The organism is Bradyrhizobium sp. ARR65, from assembly GCF_000472385.1.
In the GTDB taxonomy this organism is placed as follows: Bacteria; Pseudomonadota; Alphaproteobacteria; order Rhizobiales; family Xanthobacteraceae; genus Bradyrhizobium.
Genome location: NZ_AWZU01000033.1, coordinates 14832 through 33856 on the forward strand (window position 1 = coordinate 14832; position 19025 = coordinate 33856).

Annotated in this window: 17 protein-coding genes and 1 tRNA gene; 8 read left to right on the forward strand and 10 right to left on the reverse strand. The window is 64.7% G+C overall.

The window, feature by feature from the left end; translation table 11 throughout:
* Positions 1 to 214: 214 nt before the first annotated feature.
* Positions 215 to 2164, reverse strand: coding sequence for an acetate--CoA ligase (acs, locus tag F758_RS0128880; RefSeq protein ID WP_024511157.1), 1950 nt, complete (start codon positions 2162 to 2164; stop codon positions 215 to 217).
* A gap of 394 nt (positions 2165 to 2558) precedes the next feature.
* Here acs and F758_RS0128885 point away from each other — a divergent pair, with 394 nt between their 5' ends.
* Positions 2559 to 3704, forward strand: a complete 1146-nt coding sequence (locus F758_RS0128885; protein ID WP_024511158.1) for a DNA topoisomerase IB — start codon at positions 2559 to 2561, stop codon at positions 3702 to 3704.
* Between the two features lie 173 nt (positions 3705 to 3877).
* On the opposite strand, the gene F758_RS0128890 is transcribed toward F758_RS0128885, so the two are convergent.
* Positions 3878 to 4330 carry an SRPBCC family protein gene (locus F758_RS0128890; RefSeq protein WP_024511159.1) on the reverse strand — a complete coding sequence of 151 codons (453 nt, stop codon included), beginning with the start codon at positions 4328 to 4330 and terminating at the stop codon, positions 3878 to 3880.
* Positions 4331 to 4441: 111 nt separating this feature from the next.
* On the opposite strand from F758_RS0128890, the gene F758_RS0128895 reads away from it, so the two are divergent.
* Entirely contained in the window at positions 4442 to 5533 is a 1092-nt protein-coding gene (locus tag F758_RS0128895; RefSeq protein WP_024511160.1) for an adenylate/guanylate cyclase domain-containing protein, read from the forward strand.
* Positions 5534 to 5622: 89 nt separating this feature from the next.
* Here the strand turns inward: F758_RS0128895 and F758_RS0128900 are convergent, their stop codons facing one another.
* The 6 genes from F758_RS0128900 to tsaD all read right to left on the reverse strand — a co-directional run bounded on the left by F758_RS0128900 (position 5623) and on the right by tsaD (position 11078).
* Complete coding sequence (locus F758_RS0128900) at positions 5623 to 6549, reverse strand: tetratricopeptide repeat protein (RefSeq protein ID WP_024511161.1); 927 nt, start codon at positions 6547 to 6549, stop codon at positions 5623 to 5625.
* A gap of 3 nt (positions 6550 to 6552) precedes the next feature.
* On the reverse strand, positions 6553 to 7677 hold the full coding sequence (locus F758_RS44705; RefSeq protein WP_024511162.1) for an AAA family ATPase: 1125 nt from the start codon (positions 7675 to 7677) through the stop codon (positions 6553 to 6555).
* Positions 7678 to 7684: 7 nt separating this feature from the next.
* Positions 7685 to 7966: a hypothetical protein gene (locus F758_RS49875; protein WP_157450192.1), complete on the reverse strand. Its 282-nt coding sequence runs from the start codon at positions 7964 to 7966 to the stop codon at positions 7685 to 7687.
* Between the two features lie 427 nt (positions 7967 to 8393).
* On the reverse strand, positions 8394 to 8807 hold the full coding sequence (locus F758_RS0128915) for an EVE domain-containing protein (RefSeq protein ID WP_024511164.1): 414 nt from the start codon (positions 8805 to 8807) through the stop codon (positions 8394 to 8396).
* A gap of 113 nt (positions 8808 to 8920) precedes the next feature.
* Complete coding sequence (locus F758_RS0128920) at positions 8921 to 9901, reverse strand: NAD(P)H-dependent glycerol-3-phosphate dehydrogenase (protein WP_024511165.1); 981 nt, start codon at positions 9899 to 9901, stop codon at positions 8921 to 8923.
* A 103-nt stretch (positions 9902 to 10004) separates the two neighbouring features.
* A complete protein-coding gene (tsaD, locus tag F758_RS0128925) occupies positions 10005 to 11078 on the reverse strand; it encodes a tRNA (adenosine(37)-N6)-threonylcarbamoyltransferase complex transferase subunit TsaD (RefSeq protein WP_024511166.1) in 1074 nt (357 codons plus the stop codon).
* A 345-nt stretch (positions 11079 to 11423) separates the two neighbouring features.
* Here tsaD and F758_RS0128935 point away from each other — a divergent pair, with 345 nt between their 5' ends.
* From F758_RS0128935 to F758_RS0128955, 5 genes are all read left to right on the forward strand, one after another.
* Entirely contained in the window at positions 11424 to 12170 is a 747-nt protein-coding gene (locus tag F758_RS0128935; RefSeq protein ID WP_024511167.1) for a uroporphyrinogen-III synthase, read from the forward strand.
* 50 nt (positions 12171 to 12220) lie between these two features.
* Complete coding sequence (locus tag F758_RS0128940; RefSeq protein WP_024511168.1) at positions 12221 to 13423, forward strand: COG4223 family protein; 1203 nt, start codon at positions 12221 to 12223, stop codon at positions 13421 to 13423.
* 7 nt (positions 13424 to 13430) lie between these two features.
* A complete protein-coding gene (locus F758_RS0128945) occupies positions 13431 to 15281 on the forward strand; it encodes a heme biosynthesis protein HemY (RefSeq protein WP_024511169.1) in 1851 nt (616 codons plus the stop codon).
* Between the two features lie 96 nt (positions 15282 to 15377).
* Positions 15378 to 15453 (forward strand) — tRNA-Thr (locus F758_RS0128950).
* 102 nt (positions 15454 to 15555) lie between these two features.
* Positions 15556 to 17058 (forward strand): hypothetical protein, encoded by a 1503-nt coding sequence (locus F758_RS0128955; protein ID WP_024511170.1) that lies wholly within the window; start codon positions 15556 to 15558, stop codon positions 17056 to 17058.
* 214 nt (positions 17059 to 17272) lie between these two features.
* Here F758_RS0128955 and F758_RS0128960 read toward each other — a convergent pair whose 3' ends face one another.
* Complete coding sequence (locus F758_RS0128960; RefSeq protein ID WP_024511171.1) at positions 17273 to 18337, reverse strand: polysaccharide deacetylase family protein; 1065 nt, start codon at positions 18335 to 18337, stop codon at positions 17273 to 17275.
* Positions 18338 to 18389: 52 nt separating this feature from the next.
* Complete coding sequence (locus F758_RS49880) at positions 18390 to 18701, reverse strand: hypothetical protein (RefSeq protein ID WP_157450193.1); 312 nt, start codon at positions 18699 to 18701, stop codon at positions 18390 to 18392.
* Between F758_RS49880 and F758_RS0128970 the strand changes: the two genes are divergently transcribed.
* Entirely contained in the window at positions 18700 to 18915 is a 216-nt protein-coding gene (locus tag F758_RS0128970; protein WP_024511173.1) for a hypothetical protein, read from the forward strand. The genes F758_RS49880 and F758_RS0128970 overlap by 2 nt on opposite strands.
* Positions 18916 to 19025 lie beyond the last annotated feature (110 nt).

Below are 19025 nucleotides of genomic sequence, written 5' to 3' on the forward strand. Positions count from 1 at the left end.
AGTAAATGATTTGGAAACAGCATCCGCCTGGAAAGCGCCGCAGCAGCGCCACAACCTCTGTCAGTCGCGTAAGCGGCGCCCGTGCGCCGCTGCCCGCCATTAATCTCCTCATTCCGGGGCGCCGCGCAGCGGCGAACCCGGAATCTCGCGCCGCAATCTCTGGATTCCGGGTTCGCTCGCGATGCGAGCGCCCCGGAATGACGGCGGCCCCTCCTTACGCCGTCGCTTTCCGGTTCTGCCGGTTCTTGACGAGATCGTCCACCACAGCGGGATCAGCCAGCGTCGAGGTATCGCCCAGACTCGACGGATCGTCCTCAGCGATCTTGCGCAGGATTCGGCGCATGATCTTACCCGAGCGCGTCTTCGGCAGGCCCGGTGCGAATTGGATCTGGTCAGGAGATGCGATGGGGCCGATCTCCCTGCGCACCCAGTTGACCAATTCCTTGCGCAATTCCTCGCTCGGCTCGGTCCCCGCCATCAGCGTCACATAGGCGTAGATGCCCTGGCCCTTGATGTCATGTGGATAGCCGACCACCGCGGCCTCCGAGACCTTGGCATGCGCCACCAGCGCGCTCTCGACCTCCGCGGTGCCCATGCGGTGGCCGGAGACGTTGATGACGTCGTCGACGCGGCCCGTGATCCAGTAATAGCCGTCGGCATCGCGCCGGCAGCCGTCGCCGGTGAAATATTTGCCCTTGTAGGTCGAGAAATAGGTCTGCTCGAAGCGGGCGTGATCACCGTAGACGGTGCGCATCTGTCCCGGCCAAGAGCGGGTGATGCAGAGATTGCCGGTCGCCTCGCCCTGCAGCACGTTGCCATCGGCATCGACGATTTCGGGCGCCACGCCGAAGAACGGGTGTGTTGCCGAGCCCGGCTTCAGTTTGGTGGCGCCCGGCAGCGGCGTGATCAAAATGCCGCCGGTCTCGGTCTGCCACCAGGTGTCGACGATCGGGCAGCGGCCCTCGCCGACGACCCGGTGATACCATTCCCACGCCTCCGGATTGATCGGCTCGCCGACGGACCCGAGCAGGCGCAACGAGGCCCGCGAGGTCTTCTTCACCGGCTCGTCGCCCGCCTGCATCAGCGCCCGGATCGCAGTCGGCGCGGTGTAGAACGTGTTCACCTTGTGCTTGTCGATGACGCTCCAGAACCGCGAATTGTCGGGGTAGTTCGGCACGCCTTCGAACATCAGCGTGGTCGCGCCGTTGGCGAGCGGCCCGTAGAGGATGTAGCTGTGGCCGGTGACCCAGCCGACGTCGGCGGTGCACCAATAGACGTCGCCATCGTGATAATCGAAGACGTATTGATGCGTCATCGCGGTGAACACCAGATAGCCGCCGGTGGTATGCAGCACGCCCTTGGGCTGGCCGGTCGAACCTGACGTGTACAGAATGAACAGCGGATCTTCCGCGTGCATGTGCTCGCAGGGGCATTCGGTGGTCACGACTGCGGCCGCCTCATGGTACCAGAGATCGCGCGAGAGCTTCATGTCGACCTTGGCGCCGGTGCGCTTGACCACGATGACCCAGTCGACGCCCTCGGTCTTGGCGAGCGCGGCATCGACATTGGCCTTCAGCGGCACCTTCTTGCCGCCGCGCAGGCCCTCATCGGCAGTGATGATCACCTTGGATTGGGCGTCGTTGACGCGCTGGGCGAGGCTGTCGGGCGAGAAGCCCGCAAACACCACGGAATGGATGGCGCCAATACGCGCGCAGGCCAGCATGGCGTAAGCCGCCTCCGGAATCATCGGCAAATAGATGGTGACGCGGTCGCCCTTCTTGACGTTGCGGGTGCGCAAGATGTTGGCCATCTTGCAGACCTCGTCATGCAGTTCCTTGTAGGTGATGTGCCGCGACTCCGAGGGGTTGTCGCCCTCCCAGATGATCGCGGTCTGGTCGCCGCGGCTGTGCAGATGGCGGTCGATGCAGTTATAGGCGGCGTTGAGGACGCCGTCCTCGAACCATTTGATGGAAATATTCCCCGGTGCGAACGACCAGTTCTCGATTCTGGTGGGGGTCTTCATCCAGTCGAGGCGCTTGGCTTGCTCGGCCCAGAAGGCGTTGGGATCGGAGATCGAGCGGGCGTACATTTCCTTGTACTTGGCCTCGTCGATCCAGGCGCGCTTCGCCCACTCGGCCGGTACGTCGTAAATCTTCTCGGACATTTCACACCCTCCACCGATGCGGCCAGTGAACATTGACGCACTGACAGCCGTCTTCGTTGTCGACAGTGATTATCGTCGGGCTCACCTGCGCCGACAAGCGGGACAGCTAAGACCTTCGGCGAGTCCTTGACCATGCGAAAAATCAAAGCCGCTTCCCGCTCGCACTGGCCGGTTCGATTTCGCGCAATTGCGCAGATTTGGTTTGGCCCGCCGTCAACGCTAGCGGTCGAATACCTCCCATGACCGGTATTTGGAAACCGCTGATCGAGCGTTTGGGACTCGCCTTGTGGAAAACTACCCTCTAAATGGCCTTCCGGGGCTTGAAGCAGCCCTGCCGGAACAAACTCACGATACCCCGCGTTGGCGGATCAACAGGAGTAAGGCGCGTAAGTCCATGATGGATCAGCAGAATTTCGCTGCGGCGCGGCCGGATTCCGCCGATCCTGAAGTGGCACTGGCGAAAGCCTTGAGCCAATGGCCCAAGCCGGCTGCCGCGACGCCAAAGCTCAACGGCACGACTTCGGTCGAGGCTCTCGCCAAGGAATTGGGTTTGAAGCTCGGCGACCAGAACGAATTGACCATCCGCCGCATCAAGCGCGGCAAGGGCTATTCCTTCGTGCGCGCCAACGGCTCCCACATCCGCGACGCCCGCACCATCCGTCGCCTGCATGCGATGGCGGTGCCGCCGGCCTATCGCGAGGTCCGCTACTCGCCCGATCCCAATTCGCATCTGCAGGCCGTGGGGCGCGATGCCGCAGGCCGATTGCAGTACCGTTACCATGCCGATTGGGAAAAGGTCCGCGAGCAGCGCAAGGCCCACCGCCTGGCCAAGCTGGTCGGCGCGCTGCCCAAGATCCGCCGCAAGGTGTCCGCGATCTTGTGCGGCGAGGAGCCGAGCCGCGAGTTCGCGCTCGCCGCCGTCATCGAGCTGATCGCGCGCACGGCCATTCGCCCGGGCAGCGAATCCTATGCGCGGCTGAACGGCACCCGCGGCGCCAGCACCCTTCTGAAGTCCAACGTGACGCTGGAAGAGGATTCGGTCGTTTTGACCTTCAAGGCCAAGGGCGGCAAGGCGGTGCGCAAGGAATGCGACGCAGCAAAGCTCGTGCGTGCCATCGGCATTTTGCGCGGCCTGCCGGGCCGGCGCATGTTCCAGTACCGCGACGGCTCCGGCATCGTGCGCGCGGTGAACACCACCCAGGTGAACGCATTCCTGCGCGACATCGCCGGCATCACGATCACGCTGAAGGATTTTCGTACGCTGATGGCCTCCGCCGTGGCGCTGGAATCGCTGTCGCGGATCACGCCGGCCAAGAGCGCCCGCGGCCGCAAGCGCCAGGTGCTGGAAGCGGTGCGCGCCGCCGCCGACCAGCTCTCCAACACGGCGGCGATCTGCCGCAAGAGCTACGTGCACGACACCATCGTCACCGCCTTCGAGGATGGCATTCTGGAGCGCTTCGCCGCCACGATGAAAGGCTGCCGCTCCCAGACCAGGCGCGAGCAGCTCCTGGCGCAGGTGGTGATGGCCGCGGCGCAATAGCGGGATCGGCGTTCGGCAAGACTGCTAAAACTTCGGATTCGATTTCGAACATCTGACGCCGTCATTGCTGTGCATGTTCAAGGTCGAGAAGCCTTCCCGCCAGGCCCACACATCTTGCAGACGAGCTTACATTCCTCTGCCGTCACGGCTTCCACGATGAAGAGCTCGAATAGTCACCCCGACCCGGCGCCATGATCGATGCCGGGATCGCCGCCAGCGGCGGCAATGGAGAGCCGGCCGAGGTAATGCGCCCAACCTCTCGCGTGGGCGGCGCACTGCGCTTCGTCTGGAAGACCGCTATGGGTCATGCGCAGCAGTGTGCCGCCGTCACGGTCGACAAGGTCGATCTCGATTAGGCTCGATCCGGGCGGCACCTCTTCGCTCCCCTCCCAGCCGAAGCTATAGGCGAGGCGATGGACCGGCACGACCTCCCGGAATGCACCACGAGCCGTCTTGCCGCGCTGACCGCAGCCTTTGACGAGGTAGAGCCCGCCCGGATGCGCCTCGGTTTCCGCCTCGCTGCCCATCCAGCTCAAGATCTTTTCCGGATCGGTCAGAAAAGCGAATACGGTGGCAGGCGGGGCGGCGATCTGCACCTCGCGTCGGACGACAGGCGGTTCGGTCATCGACATCTCCTCAATTTCCGAGCGGCGCGAACAGGCAAGACATGGCCAGGCAACACATGATCATGGCGATAGCTCGTGACAAGGATGGGGCGCCAACCCCATGATGGTGCCATGCAGCTTTCCGCGACCTCGTCTTGGCTCGTCGATGCCGCCTGTGAGGCCGCGGGCGCGGACCGGCTGCTTGCGGAACTCGGCACGCGGCTGGTCGCTGACGGCTTGCCGCTCACCGGTGGCGCACTGACGCTCATGGTTCCGCACCCGCTCATCGCCCGCCGCACTTGGTTATGGCGTGCCGCGAGTGGCGAGGTGGTCGAGGCGCTAGGCTTCGCGCCGGCAGGACCGCTGCCCGCCCCGCAAGCAGGTCCATCCGACGATGCCGGCCGGCGCTGGCTCGCTGGCCTGGCGGCCGGCAGCGTGCATGAGGATCGCATCGGTCCGTCGGACGGGCCTTTGCTCGGCTGGATCGGTCCGCGTCCGTTCACGCCTGTGGAGACCGACCAATTGCGGCAGGTTGCCCGCTTCGCCGCGGCGCCGCTTGCGGTTCTCGCAGCGCGCGACACGCTGAGAGCGGCCCTCGATGCCTATCTCGGTCGGCGCAGTGCCGCGCGGGTGCTGGTTGCGCCTTTGCGGCGCGACGTCGGCGAGACCATTCAGGCCGCGCTGCTGTTTGCCGACCTGCGCGGGTTCACCGCGCTCTCGGAGAGCCATCCGCCGTCCGAGGTCATCGCAGCGCTCAACGCCTGGTTCGATCGCATCGCCGGCGCGGTTCACGCGTTCGGCGGCGAAGTGCTGAAATTCATCGGCGACGGCGTGCTCGCAATCTTCCCTGTCGTCGGCGGCTCGCCGCGGGCTGCCTGCGATGCGGCGCTACGCGCGGCGTCCGCGGCGCGAACGGGCATGGTGCATCTCGACAAAGAGCGGGACAAGCAGGGACTGGCGCCCCTGCCGTTCGGCGTCGCTTTGCACGTGGGCGAGATTTTTTGGGGCAATATCGGCGCGGCCGATCGGCTGGACTTCACTGCGATCGGGGCGGCGGTCAATCTGGTCAGTCGCCTGGAAGGCTTGTGCCGGCCGCTTCAGAAAACGATCCTTGTGTCAGGCGCGCTCGCCGTACAATCCGAAATGCCGCTGATTGCGCTGGGAACGCATGGCCTGCGCGGGATAGCATCGCCGTGCGCCGTCTTCACCGTTCCTGAGGATTGAGCCGGGTCGGCCCGCATGTGTGGCGAGCAAAACCGTCAACCGCTACACTTAGTGCCGCCGAGAAATTGCGCATGACAACGCGAGCCCGCTCACTGGGGCCGCTCCGGCGCGCTCTGTTGCGCGCGCAGGCGGTCGCGGGCAGCGAGCGCGCGAGTATTGGCGGGATCGAGGCTCACCGCGCTATCGAGCGCGGCCAATGCCTCCTGCGGACGGCCGGTCGCCTCCAGGATCGCTGCACGTCCGATCAGGCCGCGCGGATCGCGCGGCGCGTGTTTGCTGAACTCATCGAAATCGCGCAGCGCTGCGTCATAGTGCTGCTGGAGCTGTTCGACATCGGCGCGCGCGAGGTAGGGATCGGGATTGTTCGGTTCGACCCGCTGGGCTTCGTCAAGGTCGGCAATCGCCTTGTCGTAGTTCTTGAGCCTGGCGTAGCTGAACCCGCGCAGATAGTGCGCGCGGGCAGCGAGCCCCGGTGCCAATAGATCAATTGCCCGGTTCAAGTCTTCAATTGCCGAATCGAACCGGCTCCGCATCATATAGATGAAGGCGCGGTTGACGAGAGCAAAGGCATAGTTCGGCTGGATCTTCAAAGCCGCATCAAAATCCTGCAACGCGCGATCCGGCTGCTTCAGCCGCTGAATGAAGCCGCGCTGATTGTAGGCTGCGGCGAGCTGAGGGCTGGCGACCTTGCCGCTCTCGATCAGGCGCGTGCAGGCTTCGACCAATGGATTGAGATCGGCGCCGTTGGAGAAGCAGGTGGTCACATCGTCATGAAGCTCCTTCGGCCAATTGGCGAGGACCGGCGACCGCCGCACCGGCAACGGCGTGGCTGTCGGAACAGGCTTTGCCCAGCCGCCTGGCGCGGATGCCGTTCCCGCGGCAGGCTTCTCGACAACGATCCAGCCGCAGATCAGAAGCGCCAGCGAAGCCGGCCAGACGTACCACGCGATGCGGTACCACCGGTCGAAACTCCAATAGGCGCCGTGCAATGCGGCGATATTTGCCAACGAGCGCATGGCCTAGCTGTCCCGGATGGCGGATTCTATGTCCACCAGCTCGACTTCGGCGACGTTGGCATTCGGGTCTTGCGAGGTGCGCAGCGCGTGGTTCTCGCGCACCTTTTCCAGCAGGGTTCGCATCGACCTGGCATTGCCCCACTGCGGATCGTTCCGTTGCGCTTCGATCCATGGCGTCAGCTTGGCCTCGAAGCCAAGCGGCAACAGATATTGTTGCTCGGCGGCCATCGCGCGGAAGATTTCACAGAGCTCTGGCGGCTGGTAGGGAGGGAAGTCGATGGTTTTGGTGAACCGGCTAGCAAGGCCGGGATTGCTGGCGATGAAGCGATGCATCTCCACCGGATACCCGGCCACGATCACCACCACGCGGTCGCGATGATCTTCCATATACTTGAGAATGGTCTCGATCGCCTCGCGCCCGAAGTCGCCGGGTCGATCGGACGAAGCGAGGCTGTAGGCTTCATCGATGAACAAAATGCCGTCGAGCGCCGAGCGGCAGACGTCCAGCGTCTTCAGTGCGGTCTGCCCGACATAGCCGGCGACGAGCTGGCTTCTGTCGGCCTCGATCAAGTGGCCTTTGCGCAGCACGCCCAACGAACGATAGATGTCGCCGATCGCGCGCGCCACCACCGTTTTGCCGACGCCCGGTGGGCCGGTGAAGACCATGTGCCTGCTGGTCGCGAATACAGGCAGCCCCTGCTCGCGTCGCCGGCGCTCCACTTCCAGGCTCGCTAACAGCTTGTTGATCTCGGCTTTGACATTGCCGAGCCCGATCATGGCTTCGAGGTCGTTCAGCGCATCGTCTGCGGTGCGCGACACCAAACTGGTCGTGCCGGTCGCCGGATCGGTCGAGAGCCGCCGCCCGTAGGTGTAGCCGCTACCAACCGGCACGAGCCCTGCGCCGACAGGATCATCGCCAATGCGCGTCGCCACGTAGCTGACGCCCGCAGCAGTCAGCAAGGTCGCCACTACGCCAAAAAATTTCAATGGTGTCATCGCCGTGAACAGATTGGCAATCCAACCCACAAATCCGAGCTGCGGATTGAACAGCAGCATACTGATCGCAGCCGACGCGACGCCGATGAAAATGAACGTCAGGATGAAACGTGGTGTGAGAAAGGTCTGCACGAAGTGCTCACTCTTTGCATGATGGGCGCGGCCGCCAAATCACCTTGACTGTGGCCGTCCCGTTGACCGGCTCCATTCTTGCGGTGGGCGACAGCGACACCCGGAGACCTTTTGCTATGCCGTCAGCCGACAGCAAATCGACACCGCCGGTTTCCGGCAGCGGGTTTGGGATGGCAATCTGTTCCGGCGTCTCGCTGACGTGAAACTGCGGCGATTGATATTTGCTGGTGCGGAAGCTGACCGTACCGCCGGCCGGATTGCCGGGCGTGGCGACGGTGATGAAGCCCATCGGAAGCCGGCATCCTCTGGAATCTGATTTTGCGACCTGCTGGGCTTGCGGACTGAGGGTCGCTATTGCTTGCGGAACATCCTCTGGCGAAACCGCTGCCACGTGAGGCACGGTCGGCTCGTCCCCTGCATTGATAAGCCAGCCGCCTGCGGCTCCCAACATGACAGCTCCGGTGAGGACGGCGAGCATCGGCAGCGGCCTGGTGCCGGAATGGCCCGCGCGCTTATCGAAGAGACCGGGATGTTCCGAGCCATCCTCTTTGAATTGCATGGTCTATTGCGCGAAATTGACGGGTATAATTGCGCCGATCCAGTCGTGACGTTACTCGATCCATCAATAGCGATCAACGGTTGCAAGTCCATGACGAGACGCGCAAGTTCCCGCTGCGCCCCGGGTTGGTCTGGTTAAGCCGAACTAAAGGCTTCCGCTACAGCCCGCCCATCTTGCACACCAGCTTCCACTCGTCCGCTGTCACCGGCTGCACGGACAGGCGCGAATATTTCACCAGCGCCATGTCCGCGAGCTTCTTCTCGGCCTTGATGGCGCTAATGCTCACAGGCTTGGGCAGCGGCTTTTCGGCCTTGATGTCGACGCAGACGAATTTGCCGCTCTTGTCGGTGGGATCGGGATAGGCTTCCTTGATGACCTCGGCGATGCCGACGATCTCCTTGCCCTCGTTCGAATGATAGAAGAAGGCTTTGTCGCCCTTCTTCATGTTCACGAGGTTCTGCCGTGCGGTGAAATTGCGCACGCCCGTCCAGGCTTCGCCTTTGGCGCCCTTGGCGACCTGCTGGTCCCACGACCAGGTCGATGGTTCGGATTTCACCAGCCAGTAGTTCATCGCAAACACCATCCGTTCGTCATGGCCGGGCACCGTCCCGGCCATCCACGTCTTCTTTCGTTCAATTAGCAAGACGTGGACGCCCGCGACAAGCGCGGGCATGACGGGTGAAATTATTCCTCCGCCTTGAAGGGGCGCGTCAGCAGACCTTCGATTGCGGCGTCGATGGTGATCTGTCCGCCCAGGATCGCCGCCACCGCCCTTGATACCGGCATATCGATGTTTTGCGAAGCGGCCAGCTCGACCAGCACCGGCGCAGTGAACTCGCCTTCGGCGAGCTTGCCGGGAGGCGGCTGTTCGCCGCGGCCGAGCGCAACGCCGCGGCCAAAATTGCGCGATTGCGGGCTCGAGCACGTCAGGATCAGATCACCCAGACCGGAGAGGCCGACCAGCGTCTCGCGCCGCGCACCGAGCGCGCGCCCCAAGCGGGCGAGCTCGGAAAAACCACGCGTGGTCAGCGCTGCCTGCGCGGACGCGCCGAGCTGCCGGCCGACCACGATGCCGGCGGCAATGGCCAGCACGTTCTTGGCGGCGCCGCCGATCTCGACCCCGCGCACGTCGGTGGTGTGATAGGGCCGGAAGGTCGGCGAGCCCAGCGCCTGCACCAGCGCACGGGCGAGTGTTTCGTCTTTCGCCGCCAATGTCACCGCAGTCGGAAGGCCGCGTGCAACATCGTCGGCGAAACTCGGCCCCGAGAGAATCGCAGGCAACGCATGGGGCGCGACGGCCGCGATCACCTCGGTCATGAATTGATGGGTGCCGTGCTCGATGCCCTTGGCACAGGCGATCACCGGCGTTGTCGCGCGGACAAGAGGTGCCAGCTCCGTCACGGCGCCCCGCAGATGCTGTGCGGGCGTCGCGATCAGGATTATATCGGCGCGGGAGACGGCGGCGAGATCGTTGGTGACGGCGATTTCAGCCGGCAGCAAGACGCCGGGCAGCCGCGGATTTTCGCGGGCGGCTGCGATTTCCGCGGCATGCGCCCTGTCGCGCGCGTAGAGCGTGACGTTGCGCCCCGCCCGCACGGCGACACAAGCGAGCGCTGTGCCCCATGCGCCGGCGCCAATGATTGCGACGGAGGTGAATGAGGCCATGCGCCGGCCTCCTATGCTCCCTCTCCCCGCCGCGACCGGGGTAACCCCCGGTTGCGGCGGGGNGAGGTGAAGAGGCGCATGCGGCAGGATCCCGTGTGCATCATCAAAATCCCGCGCGTGTATTCGCATATCCCGCAGGCGCCTTGGCGTTGGCGTCCAAGAGCCAGCGGGCGCGGGGCGGGGCGTCCATCGTGTCGGTGAGGCCGAGCGCGAGGCGTTCGGCGCCGGCCCAGGCGATCATCGCGCCATTGTCGGTGCATAGCGCAGGCGGCGGAATGATCAGCGTGGTCTGGGCTTTTGCCGCGACATCCTGCAAGCAGCCGCGGATCGCCTGGTTGGCAGCAACGCCGCCAGCCGCGACCAGCGCGCGCGGCGGGCCGAAACGTTGCTGGAACAATTTCAGGCCGACGCTCAGGCGGTCCGCGGTAGATTCCAGCACGGCGGCCTGAAAGCTCGCGCAGAGATCATTGATGTCCTGCGGCGTGACCTCCGCTAGCCGGCTCGCCTCGTTGCGCACGGCAGTCTTCAGGCCTGACAGCGAGAAGTTCGCGTCCGCGCGGCCAAGCATCGGCCTTGGAAAAGCGAAGCGTCCGGAATCGCCGTTCTTTGCGGCGCGCTCGACCTCGGGGCCACCAGGATAGGGAAGGCCCAGCATCTTTGCGACCTTGTCGAACGCTTCGCCAATGGCATCGTCGACCGTGGTGCCGAGCCGCACATAGTTGCCGACGCCCACCACCGCAACGATTTGCGTATGGCCGCCGGAGGCGAGGAACAGGCAGTAGGGAAAGGCGAGGCCGCTGGTAAGCCGCGGGGTCAGCGCATGCGCTTCAAGATGGTTCACCGCGATCAGCGGGGTGTTATGCACCATCGCGATCGCTTTGGCCGTGGTCAGGCCGACGATGACGCCGCCGATCAGGCCGGGGCCGGCGGCGGCGGCCACCGCTGACAATTGATCGAAGCGCGTGTCCGCCTCCTGCATGGCGCGCGCGATGATGCCGTCGAGCAGATCGACATGGGCGCGCGCGGCAATCTCCGGCACCACGCCGCCGAAGCGCGCGTGCTCCTCGATTTGTGAGCGCACGATGTTGGACAGAATCCTGCCGTCGCCATCGCTCTGGCGCGCGATGACAGCAGCGGCGGTCTCGTCACAGGTGGTCTCGATCCCCAAGACCAGCATCGGCTCGTCGTGATCCAATCCAAAAACCTCTGGTCTATTTGAGCATGATCTTTTCGAAAAACCGGTACCCGCTTTTTCGGATCATGCTCTGCGCTCGCGTTTTCGTAACAATCGGGTAGCATTCCCCGGTCATAAGGTGCAATCGTCCGGTTGGGGCCAAAGATGGTCGGTTTGGAGCGAAGCGCGCTCCCAACTATCACCGGTCACCCTGAGGAGACGGCTTCCGCGTCCGTCTCGAAAGGCAACAGCCCGGAGGCCGCAGCGGGGCGTGCATCCTTCGAGGCTCGCTATCGCTAGCACCTCAAGATGACGCTCGAGGGTGCCGGTTCTGGCAAAGGTTTAGGCATGGCCGTTCTGCTCACGCGTCCGCGTCCTGATAATGAAGCCAGCGCGGCACGGTTGCGCGCGCGGGGCGTTGACGTGTTGCTGGCGCCGATGCTGCGGTTCGAGCCGGTTGCCTTTGTGCACGATCCGCGCGTGCGTTACGATGCCGTGATCGCCACGTCATCCAATGCGCTGCGCGCGATCGCGGCGCAGCTTGCGGAATCGCGTCTGACTGAGCTGCCGCTGTTCGCGATCGGCGACCATACCGGATCAACTGCGCGCGAGCTGGGGTTTGCCAAGGTGGTCTCGGCATCCGGCGATGCGGCGGCTTTGCGTGAGCGTCTGCTTCAAAGCGTGCGGGCGAAGGAGCTGCAGGAAAGAAGCAAGCTGCTTTATCTCGCCGGCGCCGATATTTCGCGCGATCTCGCGGGAGAGCTGCGCGAGCATGGCCTTGATGTGGTCACGCAGACGACCTACCGGATGGTTGCGCTCTCCACCTTGCCGCGCGAGGTCTGCGAAGCTTTCGCAGCAAACGAGGTGCAGGCCGTCCTGCATTATTCCCAGCGCACCGCCGCCGCCTTCCTGGAGGCGGTGCGGGCCGAGGGAATCGAGATTTCGGCACTTTCCGTGCCACAATGCTGCATTTCCGGCAATGTTGCGGCCGCGCTGCGTGAGGCCGGCGCCCGGCAGGTATCGGTGGCGGCTTCGCCGAACGAAAATGCCTTGTTCGAGGCGTTAGACCGTGCTTTGCGCTCCCGATTGGCGTAAAGAGCGGGCCGAATCTGGTAAACCTGCTCATCAAATCCGGGAACGTAGCGATGGCCGATGACAGTCAACAGGATGCTCCATCGCAGGCCGACACCGGCCGCGCACGGCGTGCTCCGCCAACCATCGATCTCGAGGCCACGGAAGTCACCACGGCACCCACGCCGGAAGCCGATGCGGCCTCGACGGAACCCGAAGCCGACAAGGAGCCGAAGGTAGGGTCCGCGGCGGAACAGTCCTCTGCCCCGGAGCAGGGCGAGCCGGCCGCGTCGGCGACGTCGAACGCGCGTCCGATCTCACCTTGGGTGATCGCGCCGTTTTCCGGCGCGGTTGCCGCGGCGCTGGTGATCGCCGTCGGCTGGATGCTCGGCTGGCCGGCCGTGCAGGCCCCGCCGCAAATCAGCGCCTCCGATGTCGATGCGCTCTCGGCAAGGGTTACAAGTCTCGAGGCCAAGGTCGGCAAGCCTAGCACCGATCCCGCGCTTGCCGCGCGCACCGACGCGCTTGATAAGTCGATTGCATCCTTACGCGGCGAGCTCGCCAATCTGCGCACGCAATCGGACAAGCTTGCCGCTGCCGTCAATGAGTTGAATTCGGCGCCGCGCGATGCCGCAGGCAATGTCGATCTGTCGCCCCTCGACAATCGCATTGCGGAGCTCGAGCGCGCCGTTCGCGCGGAGGGCGCCGCGATCGCGCAGCAAAACGGAAAGATCGCCGAGAGCAAAGCCGCCGACGATCTGCCGCTGCGGCGCGTCGTGGCGGCATCGCTGCTCGACGTTGCGGTGCGCCATGGCGATCCCTATTCATCCGCACTGGCAACGGCCAAAACCCTGGCGCCGAACCCGGATGAACTCAAGCCGCTGGAGCCCTTTGCCGCAACCGGCGTACCGAATCCGCCGATGCTGAGCCGCGAGCTGCTGGCGCTGGTGCCAAAACTGCAGCCGGCGCCGCAGGCGGCCGCCGCGTCCGGTGCAGGCATCATCGATCGGCTGCAGGCGGGCGCAGCCAAATTGGTCAAGATCGAACGTACCGACGGCAGCGGCAACGACCGCGGTGCGGTGGTGGCGCGCGTGACGGCGGCGGCGTTGCGCAATGATTTCGCCGAGGCGCGGCGGGAATTGAATACGCTGTCGCCGGCCGATCGCGCGCCCGCGCAAGCCTGGCTCGACAAGGTCGATGCGCGCGATGCCGCGCTCGCCGCCTCTCGTCAATTCGCCGATTCGGCGATGGCGGTGCTCGCCAAATCGGGACAATAGAGTTTTCATGATCCGCATCGTCCTGTTTCTGCTCGCTATCGCGCTCGCTGCCGCGGGCGCGGCCTGGGTCGCCGACCAGACCGGCGAGGTCGTGCTCTCCTGGGGTACTTATAAGATCACGGCAACGCTGCCGGTGTTTGCGCTTCTGCTCGGCATCGTTGCCGCTGCCGCGGTGATTGCCTGGAGTGTTTTTCTCGGCTTATGGCGGACGCCGGAGCGGATCCGGCGTCATCGCCGCGAGCGGCGCCATGCGCGCGGGCGGCATGCCGTCACCCATGGCCTGCTCGCGATCGGCCATGGCGATGCGGCGGCAGCGCGTAACCATGCTGCCGTGGCGCGCCGGCTGATCGGCAACGATCCGCTGGCGCTGCTCTTGCACGCGCAAGCGGCGCAACTCGAGGGTGATCGTGAGGGCGCCAACCTTGCCTTCCGCGCCATGGCCGAGCGCGATGATACGCGGCTGCTTGGCCTGCGCGGCCTGTTCATCGAGGCGCAGCGCGCCGATGATCTGCACCAGGCGGTGATGCTGGCGGAAGAGGCGCTCAAGCTTGCCCCGTCATCGACCTGGGCCTCGCATGCCGTGCTCGGCTTCCGCTGCGCCAGGGGTGACTGGAGCGGCGCGCTGAAAATCCTCGACAACAATCTGGCTTCCGGCCTGATCGACAAGCCGACCTATCGCCGCCAGCGTGGCGTGCTGCTCACGGCGCGTGCGCTGGAGCTCGAGAAAACCGATCGCGATCGTGCGCGAGAAAGCGTGATGGAGGCGGTGAAGCTGGCGCCGACGCTGGTGTCGGCGGCCGCGCTGGCCGCCAAATTCGAGAGTGAGGCGCACCAGGTGCGGCGCGCGATGCGCACGGTGGAAACGGCCTGGCTCGCGCAGCCGCATCCCGATCTCGCCGACGCCTATGCGCATGTGCGGCTGGGGGATTCGGCGCGGCAGCGGCTGGTGCGGGTCGAGACGCTCGCCGCCAAGACTCCCGGCCATATCGAGGGCGCGCTGGCGATCGCGCGCGCGGCGATCGATGCGTCCGAATTCGCCAAAGCGCGCGCCGCCCTGGCGCCGTTTACGGCCGATCCGACGCAGCGGGTGGCGCTCCTGATGGCGGAAATCGAGCGCACCGAGCATGCCGACAGCGGCAAGGCGCGTGCCTGGACCTTGCGCGCGGTGCGCGCACGCCATGATCCGGCCTGGACTGCGGACGGTTATGTCAGCGATCGCTGGCGGCCGGTGTCGCCGGTAACTGGCCGGCTGGACGCGTTCCAGTGGCAGACCCCCGTCGCCAGCCTGCCCTCGGACCGGGGCCATACCATCGAATCCTCGCCCTTCGAGGATGCGATGCTGGCGGCGCCATCGCCGCGGCGGGAGCAGCCCGCAACCTCCCAAACTTCCGCCGGGCCGCCGCGGGAAACGGTAGCGACGCCCACAGCCCCAGCACCCGGAGCGCCGGTGCAGGACGGGGCTCTTGCGGACCAGCCGGCCCAGAATCACGCGGTCCAAAATCAGGCAGTCCAAAATCAGGCAGTCAAGGACAATGCGCCGCCGTCCGACGCGCCGTCGGCCTCCAAGATCGGGGAAACCCCGGCCGAAACGATGCCGATGGCGGTCGATCCGCCCAAACCGGGCCCTGCACCGCAGGCCGAATCGGCCACTGCCGCGGCAGCGCCCTTGTTCCGTTCGCGCGCCGATCTCGGCAAGCAGCCAGGGACGGTGATACCGCCCGTGATCCCTCTTGTCCGCCCGCCCGATGATCCCGGGGTCGAGGACGAGCCCCGAACGGACGAGTTTTCGGAACAAATCGGCGCGCCTCCGGCGCAGGCCGGAGGCTGGCGGGGGTTTTGGTCGCGCCTCGGCGGGTAACTTTTGGACCACCCCGGCCTGTTGTCCTTGCCAACTCGCCGCTTCGCCGATATCAGGTGCGCACGCGTTGTCCGGGTCTGCTCGCGCAAAGAAATCGCCGCAATAGCTCAGCTGGTAGAGCACGTCATTCGTAATGACGGGGTCGGGGGTTCGAGCCCCTCTTGCGGCACCATTGCTGCGGTACTGATGGCCCACACGTTCCATCCGCAAGTGGCGCGTTAAGACTCGTCCGTTAGTGTCGGGCGGTGATGTCTTACAAAGCGCCTCCATCCCCATGACCGCGGATGTCGATGCCGTTGCGCGTCCGGCGCCGGCCTATCCGGCCGATCGGGAACGACGTGGGCTGATGCCATGGTTTCTGGTCGGGCTGGTATTCGCCGCCGCGATCGTGATGCGGCAACTCGTCCCGCTCAACACCGATGTGAGCTGGCTGCTCGTGGTCGCCGAACGCATGCTGGATGGCCAGCGGCTCTACCGCGATATCATCGAGGTCAACCCGCCGATGGCCGCCTTTGCCTATTTGCCGGGCGTTGCGCTGGCGCGCCTTCTCGGGATCGATCCGAGACATGTGATCGATGCGCAGGTTTTGCTGCTAGCGGCGGCGTCCATGTTCGCGGTGTGGCGGATCCTGCGGCTGTCGCCAGCACTGGCTCAGGCAAGATGGCGCCTGTTCGCGGTCTGGGCTGCGGCCGTTTTGACGATCCTGCCCATGTATGTCTTTGGGCAGCGTGAGCACATCGCGACCCTCACATTCCTGCCGGCGCTCGCCGCCTATGCGCTGCGCACCGAGCGCGCGCCGCTGCCGATTTGGGCGATCCTGATTGCGGGCGTAGGGGCAGCGATCACGCTCGCGTTCAAACCCTATTTTGCGGTGCCGGCGGTGCTCTGCATCACATGGACCGCCATACGGTCGCGCTCATGGCTTACGTTGTTTTCGCCTGAAAACATCATCGCAGGCGTGCTCGTGTCGGCCGTCAGTGTCGGCACCTACGCGCTCTATCCCGAGTATTTCACCATCATCTATCCGTTGGTCCGCGACGTCTACTTGTCCTGGTCGATGCCAGGCTCCGCCGTGCTGCTGAACAATGCAACGCTAATCTTCGCCATCGCCTGGGTAGCGACCGCGCTGCGACGACGACCGCCCGACGCGCTGTTGCTCGCCGCGCTCCTTGCCTCGACCGGTTTCATGGTCTCGTTCGTCCTGCAGCAGCGCGGCTGGCCCTACCATTCCTATCCGATGGTCGCGCTCGCGATGCTCGCAATGAATTACGCGTTGATCGTCGAGAGTGGCCCGCGCCGCTTAGCCATGGCCTCCGCGCCGATCTTGGCCGCGACATTCCTGATTGGCACCACGTGGTTCGATACCACGATCTATGTTGGGCCGATCAAGGAAGCGGTTGCTGGCCTCAAGCCGCATCCCCGGACATTAGTTTTGAGCCACGAAGCGGCGATCGGACATCCCTTGGTGCGCGACATCGGCGGCATCTGGGTCTCGCGCCAGGAGAACCTGTGGATCCGCGGATTTGTGCGGCTCAAGCGCGAGCGGTCGTTAGTCGATGCGGCGACGGACGCCAGGCTGAACGACTATCTGGCGCTGGAACGCAAATGGCTGATCGAGGATTTTAAGAAACTGCCGCCCGATATCGTTCTGATCGACGATCTGCGCGATGGATGGGGGGACTGGGCGCGGGCCGATGCCGAGCTATCGCAGCTTCTCAAGCCTTATTCGCCGGTGGGGTCCGTCGAAGGGGTGGAGATTCTTCGCCGGGCGGAATGATCGGTCGCTTTGAGAGCTCCCTCGGTGAAGATCGGAGAAGCGCCGCCAGGAATCCGTCGAAGCACGCGTGATCGACGAGCTCCATCGCGACGGGATTATTGGTGAGCGCTCTTATTTTGCGCCGACCCTGCGACATACTCCGTCGCAATTCCGGGTTCGCCTCTTCGAGGCGCCCCGGAATGACATGCTGCGATCATGAACGGCGTGACGTCGATTACTGCTTCGAGACCGTCTGCACCACGCTCGACACCGGGCGCGTGCTCGCGGTGGGTGCCTTGATCTCCTTCGCAAACGCCTCCTCATATTCGGGCAGCGTCTGGAAGGTGGTCTTGGCCTTCATCTGCACGACCTTGTAACCGCCGGCCTTGAGCTGCTTCAGCAGTTCGGGCAGCGCTTCGGCAGTATGCTTCTGGAAGTCGTGCATCAGGATGATGCCTTTGCCGAGCTTGGCCAGCTTGGTCATCACATTGTTCACGACCTTCTCGGCCGTGGCGTCGCGCTTGTAATCGAAGGAGTCGAGATCGCAGGAGAACATCGCGACGTTGCGGGTGCCGAGATAGGCGACCATCGCCGGATTGTGCTGCAGCTCGGGGAAGCGGAAGAACGGCGCGGGATCGGTGCCCAGCGCCCATTTCACGGCGCTGAAGCCCTTCTCGATTTCGTCCCTGGCCATCTGCTCGGTCATCTTCTTGCCGTTCAGATTGGCGTGCGACCAGGTGTGCGCGCCGACGGCGTGGCCGGCGGCCAAAACCTGCCGGAGAATCTCCGGATGATAGGTCGCATGCTTGCCGATCGAGAAGAACACCGCCTTGGTGCATTCGTCGTCGAGCGCCTTCAAAACCGCGGGCGTGTTGTTCGGCCAGGGCCCGTCATCGAAGGTCAGCACGACCTCCTTGTCGGCCAGGAAATCGAACTGCTTGAAATGCTCGAAGCCGAAGCCCGGGCCGCCCGTGGTGTCTACCTCGACCACGCGGGAAACCCCCAGCGCGTCCGGATTGGCGCAGGCCTTCTGCGGCACGGGCGCGGCCGCGAGCGCCGGCGCGGCCGCCGAGGCCGGGGCGGAAGGGGTGGCAGGCTTTGGCGCCAGCGCGCCTGTGACCTCGACATCGTCCTTGGCCGCGAGCTTGGCTGGCGGATTGGCCGGCAGCGCCGGCGCCTCATGGGCCGCCACGGTCTGGGGCGCGGCGTTGGTATGGGGCGCGGCAATCAAGAACCAGGCGCCGGCGATCACGGCCGCCACCACAACACTGCCCAGCATCAGGGCTAACGCACTACGCATGTCACTGTTTCCAATACGCAATCAAGGGGAACGCGGCCTTCGCGCGGTCCCATTAATGCGAAGAAAGTGTTAACGCGACACCAACACGAATCCATTTGGTGAAGGAATTCGATGCGAGGCGGCTTTCCTGATGGATGTCACAGTTGCCTGTCAGCGCGCGACAGTCCTCAGTGAAGCCGGCGGCTCGGTGCATGGTCGCGGCCACCGCAACAACGCAGCCACCCTCGAGGCGGTTGCCAAGGGGATACGAACTGATCGCGGCGTTCTCGCGCCCGCTTCGAAAAGGCCGGCTTGGTGCTGGCCTTTTTTCCCGATCATGCTTTAGAACCCTTGCCGCATGCTTGGCCTGAAAGGCGTGACCCATGACCAGGTTTCTTTGTTTGATTCCGTTTGCTTTGATTGCTTCCGAGGCTCTGGCGCAGAGCGCGCATGAACATGACGCCTGCGCACGTGACGTTGCGCGCTTTTGCCGCGCCCATATGAACGACGGCGACCAGGCGGTGCTGGCCTGCCTGCAGCAAAACCGTCAGCGCATCAGCCGGGCCTGCGAGAAGGTGATGGCCGAACACGGGCAGTGACGCGAAGCGTCATTCCGCGGCGGTGCGCAAGCACCGAACCCGGAATCTCGCGCAACAAGCTCTGGATTGCCGGGTTCGCGACGTCGTCGCGCCCCGGAATGACGGTGCAA

Coding starts and splice junctions, on each gene's coding strand:
- F758_RS0128935 (WP_024511167.1), top strand. CDS start 11,424: ATGGCCGTTCTGCTCACGCGTCCGCGTCCTGATAATGAAGCCAGCGCG.
- acs (WP_024511157.1), bottom strand. CDS start 2,164: ATGTCCGAGAAGATTTACGACGTACCGGCCGAGTGGGCGAAGCGCGCC.
- F758_RS0128970 (WP_024511173.1), top strand. CDS start 18,700: ATGACCAGGTTTCTTTGTTTGATTCCGTTTGCTTTGATTGCTTCCGAG.
- F758_RS0128915 (WP_024511164.1), bottom strand. CDS start 8,807: ATGAACTACTGGCTGGTGAAATCCGAACCATCGACCTGGTCGTGGGAC.
- F758_RS0128960 (WP_024511171.1), bottom strand. CDS start 18,337: ATGCGTAGTGCGTTAGCCCTGATGCTGGGCAGTGTTGTGGTGGCGGCC.
- tsaD (WP_024511166.1), bottom strand. CDS start 11,078: ATGCTGGTCTTGGGGATCGAGACCACCTGTGACGAGACCGCCGCTGCT.
- F758_RS49875 (WP_157450192.1), bottom strand. CDS start 7,966: ATGGGCTTCATCACCGTCGCCACGCCCGGCAATCCGGCCGGCGGTACG.
- F758_RS0128955 (WP_024511170.1), top strand. CDS start 15,556: ATGACCGCGGATGTCGATGCCGTTGCGCGTCCGGCGCCGGCCTATCCG.
- F758_RS0128890 (WP_024511159.1), bottom strand. CDS start 4,330: ATGACCGAACCGCCTGTCGTCCGACGCGAGGTGCAGATCGCCGCCCCG.
- F758_RS0128945 (WP_024511169.1), top strand. CDS start 13,431: ATGATCCGCATCGTCCTGTTTCTGCTCGCTATCGCGCTCGCTGCCGCG.
- F758_RS0128920 (WP_024511165.1), bottom strand. CDS start 9,901: ATGGCCTCATTCACCTCCGTCGCAATCATTGGCGCCGGCGCATGGGGC.
- F758_RS0128900 (WP_024511161.1), bottom strand. CDS start 6,549: ATGCGCTCGTTGGCAAATATCGCCGCATTGCACGGCGCCTATTGGAGT.
- F758_RS49880 (WP_157450193.1), bottom strand. CDS start 18,701: ATGGGTCACGCCTTTCAGGCCAAGCATGCGGCAAGGGTTCTAAAGCAT.
- F758_RS0128895 (WP_024511160.1), top strand. CDS start 4,442: ATGCAGCTTTCCGCGACCTCGTCTTGGCTCGTCGATGCCGCCTGTGAG.
- F758_RS0128885 (WP_024511158.1), top strand. CDS start 2,559: ATGATGGATCAGCAGAATTTCGCTGCGGCGCGGCCGGATTCCGCCGAT.
- F758_RS0128940 (WP_024511168.1), top strand. CDS start 12,221: ATGGCCGATGACAGTCAACAGGATGCTCCATCGCAGGCCGACACCGGC.